Source organism: Sediminibacter sp. Hel_I_10 (assembly GCF_000688335.1).
Lineage (GTDB): Bacteria > Bacteroidota > Bacteroidia > Flavobacteriales > Flavobacteriaceae > Psychroserpens.
Genome location: NZ_JHZX01000001.1, coordinates 2,829,761 through 2,841,784 on the forward strand (window position 1 = coordinate 2,829,761; position 12,024 = coordinate 2,841,784).

General features: G+C 35.3%; 9 protein-coding genes. 5 read left to right on the forward strand and 4 right to left on the reverse strand.

Annotated elements, in window-relative coordinates:
• Positions 1 to 187: 187 nt before the first annotated feature.
• The 5 genes from P176_RS0112820 to P176_RS0112840 all read left to right on the forward strand — a co-directional run bounded on the left by P176_RS0112820 (position 188) and on the right by P176_RS0112840 (position 8,442).
• A complete protein-coding gene (locus P176_RS0112820; protein WP_026755077.1) occupies positions 188 to 1,066 on the forward strand; it encodes an AraC family transcriptional regulator in 879 nt (292 codons plus the stop codon).
• Between the two features lie 297 nt (positions 1,067 to 1,363).
• On the forward strand, positions 1,364 to 4,549 hold the full coding sequence (locus tag P176_RS0112825; protein ID WP_231481254.1) for a TonB-dependent receptor: 3,186 nt from the start codon (positions 1,364 to 1,366) through the stop codon (positions 4,547 to 4,549).
• Between the two features lie 11 nt (positions 4,550 to 4,560).
• Positions 4,561 to 6,111, forward strand: coding sequence for a RagB/SusD family nutrient uptake outer membrane protein (locus tag P176_RS0112830; protein ID WP_081820764.1), 1,551 nt, complete (start codon positions 4,561 to 4,563; stop codon positions 6,109 to 6,111).
• A 16-nt stretch (positions 6,112 to 6,127) separates the two neighbouring features.
• A complete protein-coding gene (locus tag P176_RS0112835; protein ID WP_197022168.1) occupies positions 6,128 to 7,159 on the forward strand; it encodes an IPT/TIG domain-containing protein in 1,032 nt (343 codons plus the stop codon).
• Positions 7,160 to 7,236: 77 nt separating this feature from the next.
• Positions 7,237 to 8,442, forward strand: a complete 1,206-nt coding sequence (locus tag P176_RS0112840; protein WP_026755081.1) for a glycoside hydrolase family 27 protein — start codon at positions 7,237 to 7,239, stop codon at positions 8,440 to 8,442.
• Between the two features lie 380 nt (positions 8,443 to 8,822).
• Here P176_RS0112840 and P176_RS0112845 read toward each other — a convergent pair whose 3' ends face one another.
• The 4 genes from P176_RS0112845 to P176_RS20590 are packed head-to-tail and all read right to left on the reverse strand — an operon-like array spanning position 8,823 to position 11,885.
• Positions 8,823 to 9,407, reverse strand: coding sequence for a hypothetical protein (locus P176_RS0112845; protein ID WP_026755082.1), 585 nt, complete (start codon positions 9,405 to 9,407; stop codon positions 8,823 to 8,825).
• 37 nt (positions 9,408 to 9,444) lie between these two features.
• Positions 9,445 to 10,509 carry a nucleotidyltransferase family protein gene (locus tag P176_RS0112850; protein WP_026755083.1) on the reverse strand — a complete coding sequence of 355 codons (1,065 nt, stop codon included), beginning with the start codon at positions 10,507 to 10,509 and terminating at the stop codon, positions 9,445 to 9,447.
• A gap of 34 nt (positions 10,510 to 10,543) precedes the next feature.
• A complete protein-coding gene (locus P176_RS0112855; RefSeq protein ID WP_026755084.1) occupies positions 10,544 to 11,692 on the reverse strand; it encodes a hypothetical protein in 1,149 nt (382 codons plus the stop codon).
• Between the two features lie 16 nt (positions 11,693 to 11,708).
• A complete protein-coding gene (locus P176_RS20590; RefSeq protein WP_197022169.1) occupies positions 11,709 to 11,885 on the reverse strand; it encodes a hypothetical protein in 177 nt (58 codons plus the stop codon).
• Positions 11,886 to 12,024 lie beyond the last annotated feature (139 nt).

Genomic DNA, 12,024 nt, shown 5'->3' on the forward strand with positions numbered 1-12,024 from the left:
ACGCTTAGTACATACACTATTCTTAAAAAAGAGACTATGTTTGCTGAATTTATTGATATTTTTACCTTGTAAATTATATAAATTAGAATTTTGGCTGCTGTATTTTATAAATTTCAAATTTAGGCAACCTGTTGTTATATAGTTGGTATTATTTTATCAAAGTATTACACTATTATAAATTTCGATCATGGATATACTTAAAAACATACATAGGGAAATTACACCATTATCACCAGAGGATAGTTTCTTGGTTTTTGATAGAATAAAGCAGGACTTTGATTTTCCTGTGCATTTCCACCCAGAATATGAGCTCAATTTTATTCATAATGGCAAAGGCGTAAAACGAGTTATTGGGGATAGTATGGAGGAAATTGATGATATTGAATTGGTGTTGGTTGGACCAAATTTACATCATGGCTGGGTTACTCACAATTGTGAAAGTGATGCTATTCACGAAATTACCATTCAGTTTGATGAAAATTTATTTGATCAAGGTTTTTTAAAGAGGCGCATCATGAAACCCATCAAAGATATGTTCGATAGATCTATACACGGCATTTTGTTCTCAAATAATACAGCTACTAACTTGCGCGAGAGATTAGCTCAAGTACCGCGCTTAGATGGTATGGACTACTATTTGGAGTTGGTTTCCATTCTTCATGATTTAGCGATTTCAAGAAATCAACGTCTTTTATCTACCTATACTGTAAACAGAGAGAGCTTTGAGAATAGTGATAAGATAAAAGCAGTCTATGAATTTGTACAAGAAAATTTTAATAGAAAAATCACATTATCTGAAGTTTCTGAGATAGTTAATATGAGCAACGTATCGTTTAACCGATTTATGAAAAAGCGAACTGGGAAAACGTTTGTAGATTACGTGAATGATGTAAGAATTGGTTATGCTGCTATGTGGCTTTTAGAAAAGGATACTAGCATTTCTGAAATTGCTTTTAAATCGGGCTTCAATAATATGGCGAATTTTAATCGCGTGTTCAAAAAGTTAAAAAATGCAACACCCAGTCAATATAAAAATGAGTTTTCTGGAATAAAAAGAATACTCTAAATCACTTCTCTTTGTACTTCGAAAGGAGATGCGTAATTAGGTCAAATGATTTTTTTTAAGGAACCATCTCTTCATTTAATGGTGCTCCTACATGCCTAATTTTAAGGAATAAGATGATAAATTTTGATTAGATAGAACATATTTTATTGGTAAATGACAAAATACTATTAACATAGGCTTAACATTTGCTTTACTTTTGAATTCAATAATTAACACCCTATTTAATTATAAATTCATCAATTATGAAGGTGCTTAAATCAAAAATTAACAATCAACCTTTAATTAACATCAGATAATATGCAAAAACATAGTTTGAAAAACATGTATGGTAATAAGTTTTGTCTTTTATTCCTGATTTCATTTTTGCTGGGACAAATGACCTTTGCTCAAAATGAAATTACCGGTACCATAACAGATGCCAACGGCATGGTCATCCCTGGGGTTAGTGTTCTAGAAAAAGGCACGACCAATGGGGCGCAATCAGACTTCAATGGTACATATGTTATTACGGTAAACGATGGTGCAACATTGCTTTTTTATTACTTAGGGTTTATAACACAAGAGGTTGTCGTTAAAGAACAAAACGTCATAAATGTGACACTTGAAGAAAATGTGGAGGCTTTGGGAGAAGTGGTGGTTATAGGGTACGGTACGCAAAAACGAGAAGACGTAAACTCTGCAATTTCTAGTGTAAATGCTGAAGATTTGGAAGACTTACAACAAGTCAATGTCGATCAAATGCTTCAAGGCAAAGTTTCTGGAGTTACTATTAAAAATAGTTCAGGGGCCCCAGGAGCAAATGCTTCAGTAAATATTAGAGGGATTACCTCTATATCTGGATCTAGTGAACCCTTATATATCATAGATGGTGTTCCTATTTCAGGAGACGCCACTAATGGTGCTACCACAGGAAGGACGATTGCTGGAACAGATTTTACATCCCAAGGAAATATAGCACAGAGCCCAATGTCTATGATAAATCCAAATGACATTGAGTCTATTGATGTGTTGAAGGACGCCTCTGCAACGGCAATTTATGGCTCTCGTGGAGCAAATGGTGTTATTATAATAACAACCAAATCAGGTAAAAAGGGTGCCGGTAAAGTGAGTTATGAAACCTTTACAAGCTTTCATACAATACCGAAATTGTTGGATGCCATGAATTTGAGAGAATATGCCGTATTACAAAATGCTTTGGCAGAAATTTACGGTCAGACCCCGAGATCAGAATTCGCTCAACCCCAATTATTAGGAGAAGGTACTGATTGGCAAGAGGAAATATCGAGATCTCCTGCACTTGTAAAGAGCCATCAGTTATCTTTTTCTGGAGGTGGTGAAGATATTACTTATTATTTATCTGGAGGATTTCTTGATCAACAAGGAACTCTTATAGGCTCAGGGTTTAAAAGATATAGTGTAAAACTGAATTTGAATGCTGAGGTGAAACCTTGGTTAAAGGTTGGGGCTAATTTAAGTGGAACCATTACCAATCAAGATATTTTGGTGAATTCGAATTATAATGGCGTATTGTCTAACACTTTAAATATCGCTCCTGATATTCCGGTAAGAAATTTAGATGGTAGTTTTGCGGGCCCACCTGCGGGTCAAGCTGTGTCCTATTTTAATCCTGTAGCAGTAGCATTGAGCAACGACAATAAATTGATTAGAAAAAACTTCTTTGGAAATATATATGCCGAGGCTAATATCTTCAATGGTTTAAAATATCGTGTAGAAATTGCTGCAAATACAGAATTTTCAGAAAATAATGAGTTTTTCCCTGCTTATCAATGGGGAACAACTGTTAACGACGAGGCAGATTTGAATACGAGAAGACAAAATTGGTATTCCACAAATTTCAAAAACTTACTAACGTATGATAAGGCGTTTGGTAAACATAGAGTGACCGTGCTGGCTGGTAATGAAATAAATGACACGCGATGGGAGGGGCTTGTTGCTACAGCTACGGGATTCGTGTCTAACGATATCCAAACCATTAGTGTTGCAGATGCAGAGAGGTCTACAGTTACAGATTATAAAGGGAGTCAAGGTATCCTGTCATTTTTTGGCCGTGCCATTTATGATTTTGATAACAGATACAGTTTAACAGCGTCTTATAGAGCAGATGGTTCTTCTAAGTTTGATCCTAATGGTGAAGGTAAGCAATGGGGATATTTTCCTTCTTTAGCGTTTGGATGGAAACTGTCTAATGAAGCTTTCATGAAAGATGTTGAGTTTATAGAGAATATTAAGTTTAATGTAGGTTATGGTGAAACTGGTAATTCACAGATCCCGAATAACCAATATTCTTCGACGTTATCAGCTTTTGGGTCGGGTTTAGGTACTGGATTCTTGCTAGATAATATTCCAAACCCTGATCTAACTTGGGAGTCTCAACAACAAACGAATATAGGAGTTGGTTTTAGCCTCTTTAATTCAAACTTAACTGTTGATTTCGATGTGTATGAAAAGAAATCAAAAGATTTCTTGTTCAGGCTTCCGCTTCCATTGTATCTTACTGGAGGAGAGTCTTACGAAGGAGGAATATCATCACCTATCAAGAATCTTGGTAGTATGCGAAACAGAGGGTTTGACTTGGAGCTGAATTATAAAATGATCACAGAAGCGAATTTTAGTTGGAATTCCTCATTTAACATTTCACATTATAAAAATGAAGTAACCTCTATACCTAATGGCTTGAGTCTTACAGGAGATATCAACACAAATGGCTTTATAAACTTGACAGCCACAAATACTGTTGAAGGCCAGCCCATAGGCATGTTTTTCGGTTATATAACAGACGGATTATTTAGGAATTTAGACGAATTAAATTCTGCACCCACACAATTTGGACAGGCAGTAGGTGAGGCTCCTGGGGAAACCTATTTAGGAGATGTTAGATACAGGGATATTAGTGGTCCTGAAGGTGTCCCAGACGGCGTAATTGATGAAAATGACCGTACTTTTATAGGTAGTCCACACCCAGATTTCACATTTGGTTTTACTAATAATTTTAGATATAAGGGCTTAGATTTATCGCTTTCGCTTCAAGGATCCTACGGTAATGATTTGCTTAATTTAACTAGACGAAGTGGTACTACCAATTCAACCTTATATCAAAATCAACTTTCTGAAGCAATTGATTTCTGGACCCCAGAAAATGTCGATGCTAGTCTGCCAAGACCTATAGCAAGCTCTAGTAACCCTAACATTAACATGTCTGATAGATATTTGGAGGATGGCTCTTATTTGAGGATTCAAAACTTGACTCTTGGTTACAGCTTACCTACAAAAGTGATATCACGTTTGTCGCTGAGCAGATTGAGAGTTTATGGAACCGTTCAAAATCTATATACGTTTACAAACTATAAAGGCTATGATCCAGAAGTGGGATCTGTAAATCAAAACCCGTTTTTAAATGGTATTGATAACGGAAGGTATCCCTCCGCCAGATCGGTGTCATTAGGAATCAATTTAGAATTTTAGAAAAAATGAAAATGAAAAAACTATACAAATTATCAGCCCTAACATTGTTTACTTTGATGTTGGGCTCCTGTGAACCTGAATTTTTAGATAGACCTTCAGAAGATTCTATCAGTTTAGATAACTTCTACTCCACAAATGCACAAGTAGAAACAGCAACCAATGCCATTTATAATAAAACGTGGTTTAACTTTCATAATAAAGCATTTTTTGCCATTATGGAAGTGGGGTCTGGGAACATGCACTCTTATTCTAGTGATGTCACAAGCATGCGTAATTTTTCGATCTCCTCTACAGACGGAGAATTGGAGAACGCATGGAAATCATTATGGTCTGTCATTGCTCAAACCAATGCTCTAATTAACTTTTTAGAAGTGAGAGTTGGTCCAGATGTTAGTCAAGAGGTAATAGATAATACTTTAGGCGAAGCTCATTTTTTGAGAGCCACCGCTTATTTTTATTTAGTACGTCTCTGGGGCCCCGTCCCAATTATTGAGAACAATCTTGATTATGTAGATGCGCCGCAGATAAATACCAATTTGGTTGAAGATGTCTACACGTTTATAGAGTCAGATTATTTAATGGCAATCAACAAGTTGGATGAAAAAATAAGAGGGACTAATTATGGAGAAAATGGTCGTGTTTCTAAAGGATCTGCCAAAGCCATGTTGTCAAAAGTATATTTAACAATTCAAGATTACCCTAATGCAAAACAGTATGCGCAAGAAGTAATTAATTCAGGAGAATTTAAACTTTATGGAGGGAGCGCTCTGCCGGAGAAAACCTTTGGCGATTTATTTCTTACTAACAATAATAATAACGAGGAGTCCATTTTTGCACTGCAGTGGAAGGTGACTGGCAATTACGGTTTTGCAAGTAACTGCAACACTCAGTTTGGATATTCCTCATATATTACAAATGCAAACTACGGCGGTGTATTTGGTCCTTCTCAAGATATTCTATCTCTATACGAAGATTCAGATTTAAGGCGAAAACAAACCATCATGTTGCCAGGGGATGAGTACCCACTCATCACTACTGCAGACGGCCCCGGATTGGTCGTCCCAGATAATATTGATGCCCAGGGTTCTGGAGCTGGTATTAAAAAATATGTAGTAGGTAAAATAAGTGAGATAGCCGGTCCTGCCGATGCGTGGGCTATGATGGAAAACAATACCTACATTATGCGTTATGCAGAATTGCTATTGATTTATGCAGAAGCCTCTATAAACGGAGGTGGCAGTACTAGTGATCAAGCAGCTTTAGATGCATATAACCTTGTTAGAAATAGAGCAGGGTTGGCTGATGATAGTGATAACGTTTTGACCTTTGAAGAGGTGTTTGCAGAACGAAGAAAAGAATTGGCCTTTGAAGGTGATTATTGGTTCGATTTAGGGAGAATCCCTAGGTCTGAAGCAATTGCTATTATGAGTAATCAGAACAGAGGAGATCAAAATGTAGAGGCCTATTTTACGCCTACTGAAAGTGATTTTATATTGCCTTATCCAGATACAGAGGTCATAAAAAACCCGTTGTTATTGGATGAGCCAGTGCCGTATTATTAATTTGAAAAAAATAACTATGAAAAGTCTAATGATTAAAAATGCGTGTCTCGCATTTGCAGTATCCATTTTTTTATTTGTGAGTTGTGACACAAATGATTACGCAGAGAGTTCGTCAGAACCGCCTATAATAAATCAGGTAAGTGAGGCTGTTGAGGACGTCCCTGTGACGGTTGGCTTTGCAGGAAATGTATATATAGTGAGAGGCTCTGGTCTATCATCTACACAAAAGGTATATTTTAATGGTTTAGACACGTATTTTAATCCTACGTTGGTTACAGATACAGTGCTTATAATCCAAGTAGATCAGGATACACCATATGCCAATGTTTCTAATGAATTATTAGTTGAAACAGTTAATGGCTCTGCAACTTATGAGTTTGTCATTGCTCCTCCTGCGCCAGTTTTTAAAAGCTTTAACCCGATCAATCCTGAGCCAGGAGAAGAAATCACTATTTACGGTAATTACTTTTTAGATCCTGTGGTAGAAGTGGACGGCGTAGAGGCTACGATTATCTCCTTTTCAATTGATGAAATTGTAGCAATTTTACCAGCCGACTCTAACAATAAATACATCACAGTTTCAACCATTTCAGGTTCATCACAATGGTCAACGGCAGTAGGTACTGCATTTATGTATGACGATGATTTTATCGGGTCATGGACTATTCCTTCATGGAACAACCATGAATTTATAACAAATGAGGAAGAAGCGTTTCAGGGCACTACTTTTTTTACGAAAGAAATTGCAGGTTATGATAACATTCAGTCAGATTGGACTTGGGTAGATGACCCAGCGATATTCACCGAATATACAGGTATCAAATTTGCCATAAAATCGGATGTTCCAGGAAAGCTCGTTTTGATTTTTAACGGTGCAAATTGGGGAGATGCAAATTTTTCATTTGAAACGTCTTCAGATTGGCAAGAGATTGAGTTTACTTGGGCCGAACTTTCAAATCCAACTTTTCTACAAAATATTTCTTTTCAAGAATTTACCGGGAATACTATAAATTACTCCTTTGATAATTTTGTATATACCTTAGATTAGGATTTTTACTTGAGTTAGTCTAATAACTATAAGAGCATCTTGGTATGACACCAAGGTGCTTTTTTAATAACATTACAATGAAAACAGACCTACTTCTTATTAGTTTATTGTTTATACAGTTAATACATTCTCAAAAATTTGAGGGATTGGCACAAACACCTCCTATGGGTTGGAATAGCTGGAATACGTTTGAAACAAATATTAATGAACAACTCGTAAAGGATATAGCAGATAAGTTTGAAGAGCACGGATTTAAAGAAGCGGGCTATGAATATATCGTATTGGATGACGGTTGGATGGCAAAAGAGAGAGATGACAATGGAAATCTTATTGCAGATCCTGAGAAATTTCCAAGCGGGATGAAGGCGCTTGCAGATTATATTCATTCCAAAGGACTAAAATTCGGACTTTATAACTGCGCTGGTTCTAAGACCTGCGCAGGCTACCCAGGAAGCAGAGGCTACGAATATCAAGACGCTAGAGCTTACGCGTCTTGGGATGTAGATTTTCTTAAATACGATTGGTGCAATACCGAAAAACTGAATGCAGAAGGAGCTTACATCACCATGAGGGATGCTTTAAAAAAAGCGGGTAGACCAATGGTTTTCAGTATTTGTGAGTGGGGAGATAATGAGCCATGGAAGTGGGCAGAAGATGTTGGACACATGTGGAGAGCAACAGGTGATATTATAAATTGCTGGGACTGTGAAGTGGGACATGGTTCTTGGTCTTCAAGAGGAATATGGAAAATCATCAATTTACGTGACAAGATCAGGAAATTTTCTGGACCAGGGCATTTTAATGATTATGACATGATGGAGGTTGGTAATGGTATGACCAATGCTGAAGACCGAAGTCATTTTGCAATGTGGAGCATGTTAGCATCTCCTCTAATAATGGGTAATGACTTAAGGAGCATGTCAAATGCCACCATTGAAATACTTACGAATAAAGAGGTGATTGCAGTTAATCAAGATCCATTGGGTATTCAAGGGTTTAGATTTACAAATGAAAACGATATGGAGGTATGGATAAAACCTTTAGAGCATGGGAGTTGGGCAATGGTGTTTGTAAACATGAAGGATCATGATGTCATACTGGATTTTGATTTTACAAAACATGATATAGGCGATGATCTTAAAGGCTTAAGAATGGATTTAGATTCGAATACCTATACCATTCGAGATCTATTGAAACATTCCGAAATGGGCAATACCAAAAGGAATCTTAAGTCCACTATTAATAGTCATGACGTATTAATGATACAATTGAATAAAAAATGATTTTCGAATTATGATCGCTCTATTACAATTGATTTATAACATGCTATTTATCAAATGAGAGTTTTGTAAATCATTTTAAGGTACATTTGAGATTAATATCCTCAAGGCTTTGAGAAAATTTCTAGGTAAGCTTATTTTTACTGCTTTAAAATGGCTTATCTCAAAATTTAATGGAGGGGGGATGTTGAGCAAAAATAAATTTGGTAAAGCTTAAAAGCTTGGGATTAAAATATAGGCATAATATCTTACCGACAAAAATGGTTGAATGAACACAGTAAACCTATGAAACAAAAAAGCGATCTAAATAATTTAGAGCGCTTTTTTGTTTCATCTTAGTAGGGCTCATCGCCTCTTAAAAAAAATCTTAGCCTATATTAAAATTATAATTTAAACGTAGCTTGTACGGAATGGATCCAATGGTTGTTATCAAACTGTCTATCAGGATGGTTAAACGCAAATTTACCAGTACTTTGAAGCTTTAAACCTATAGTTCTATTACTATTGATCCAGAAATTTACACCACCAGAAACGTTTGCTGAAGTGTTCAGTTCATCTATAGTGAAAATACCAACACCACCAGAAACATATAGATCCACCCAGGTGGCATCATACAAATAATCAGAAAAATAGAATTTCAAATTTGTATTTGTAGAAAAATAAAGGACATCATCACTTAAAACGCCATTATCTATAAACTCATTCTTTTCGTATCCATTAAATATAAAGTCTTGTTCAATAGACAAAAATTTCGCCCATTTATGCTCTATAGAAACCATTAAAGGATTTTTAAGTGCAAAGTCATCAATACGTTCAACAGGATTTCTTGTTCCTAAATTACCAAGCGCATTCACACCTACACTCAAAATCCAATCACTTTGAAAACTTCGGTAAGCTTGTTTAGTCGGTGATTGGCTATAAGATAACGTGCCTAAAAGCATCATTACAATAAGCAATACATTTTTCATATCTTAAATTTGGTCAAAAATAGCTATTTAGAATTAATTATAAAATAAAATTGGCCGAACTTTTAACAAAGATTTTATTTTTTAGTAAGTGTTTCAAGTAACTGGTGTTTCTAAATACCAGAATAAGACGTTGGCTAATATTCAAAATATAAAATTTAGCCTTAAAAACAAAGGACGCCAAGCGTTTATGCTTAATTTTTAATTGATAAAGTCTTGTTTGATTTTTGAGATAATATGATTTTCCAGTAATGATTCTTGAGTTTGTCCAAATTTGATATAAACTTAAAAAATGGTTGATGTATTTATTTCTGTAGGATTGGTTTAATGAGAAATAATCTTTTTTCTGCTCAAGAATCATATGGTCATAAATATTCTTAAGATTTACCTGATTGTAATAGTAATTGTAATTATTGATCTCGGTCGTCAGAATATTGATGTGTTGAAGAAAATCAATTCTTGGAATATTAATTCCATTTACAGAAATCTTGGTCTCAAAAAGATTGTCAAGGTTTATCAAATCTTTATGTCGTTTAATTAATATCTGATCATGAAGTTCAATAGCTGCCAAGCGATTTTCATCAATTTGACGGTCTAGATGTCTAAATTCTTTCACTTTATAATTAAAACCCTTGCTTTCAGAATAGCCATTGTTTTGAATGAGATCAAATGCACGCTGCAAGTCTACAGACTTAATCAAAACATCGATATCACCAACCATTCTTTCGGCAGGATCCTGATAACAATTACTCACTAACATGGTTGCTCCCTTGATAAAAACGTGTTCGATATCATTCTGATTCAAAATATTTCCGATGAAATCGATTTCCTTTATCAAGCCTAAATTTCTATTGCGATTGATGCTTGATAATTCAAAGAGGTATGATTTTAAATCTTCAGGGAGATGATGCAATAGTTGCTTTTGCTCGAGCCTACAATAAACTGCTGTTAGCACTAAATGACTACTAGCGATTTTTACCAAGTTCTCCCAATCAATTGATGAAGCGCTTAGAAACTGATCTAATTTTTGATGAGAATGTTTAAAACTTAAAATATCAACAATAAGTTGAAATGTAGATTGGTATGATGAAGAGCTTATATTCAAACCTGCTTAGAATTAAAATCAAATATAGGCTTAATTAAGCTTTAAATAAAGAAGCAAAATTTGATAAGGCAAACTGGTTATCGTTGTAACGAAGCTCGTAAAATTCTACATCACTCAACCAGTCTAAAAACAATTTAGCATGGCTAGCTTTTGGAGATAGCCATGAATCGGGAATTAAGGTCTCTAAAATATATTTAGCGTTTGATTGGTTAAAGCGCTGGGGAGTGTTTTTTGAATAGGTAACGTGTACAATTTTTTTACAAGGGAGTTTCTTTGGTTCATCATTTAGGCACTTAGAAGGAGGGAGGTACCTTATTTCAATACCTTTGGAGCCGTTTTGATGAGTTTTTAGTTTTTCAAATTGAAAAATTTCCTCGTTCAAACTATTAAAAGCACCTTTTTTTATAGAGATGGCGTTTGGATATCTGTAGATATTAAGATCTTCGGCGTACATCGGCGTGAAATCATCCGCTAATAAGTCAAATCCGTCGTTCATCAATAAAGCTGAAAGTGTGCTTTTGCCATTACCGGAATCTCCAATGAGCATTATAGCCTCTTGATCGTTGCCAATGGTAGAGGCGTGGAATGTGGCTAGCCATTGGTCTTGTTGTTTTTGATGAATCGCATTAGTGAGTTCCATCGCAAAGTGACCCTGAACAAAATGATAGGTTTTGGTACTGCTACTAAAAATAAAATCGCCGTCTTTATAGAGGCAAAGGTTGTCATCAACTTTTAGAATCTTAAACTCACATGTAATTTCTTTGTTTGAGTCTAGAGCGTTATGTGCAAGCTGAGGGTGAAATATATGGTTTATGCTCTCTGAGCCGTAAAGCACTTTAACAATTATATTTCCAAAGGAATACCTATAGGATTCGATGTTTTGCCTAACGGTTTTTGTTTGAACCGTCTTTAAGCCAGACACTACGGCCTTCTCATTTAGTGTGTTTAATCTAATTAAGAGTTGTTTAAATTCTTTAGAAACCAGAGCAGCTTCTTTGAAATTTAGATGCTCATGGTTAATAAGATGCGTTATAAATTCTTCTTCGGAAATAGCATCCAAATATATCTTGATAATCTCATGAGTATGAGTTGAGATGATTACATACTGGTTAGAGCATTCAAACCAAAGTATTGTATTTTGATCGATGCTCTTTATATATTTCGGAGATAAGTCCGTATTCAAAACCTAATTGATATTATCATCCCCCATTTAAAGGGTTGCCTCCTGGATCTATGCCATCGGGAGGTGAACCAGCATGAGCCTGTTTTGGATTAAGTATAAGAAAAGTACCCACTGCAGTCAATGCGGCGTATTTGCCCATCTTTTTCATGGCTTCTTTTCTAGTGATTTGATCTTTAGTTGTGTTTTTTTTCATTTCTTAAAATAATAGCGAGTCAAAAATAATTAAAAAAATATAATATAACAGATAAACCCTATTTTAATTAGGCTCAATTATTTAATTAAAACTTTTAACGTCTATTTGTGTTTTTAATCTATAAATTTAGTCTCCCCAG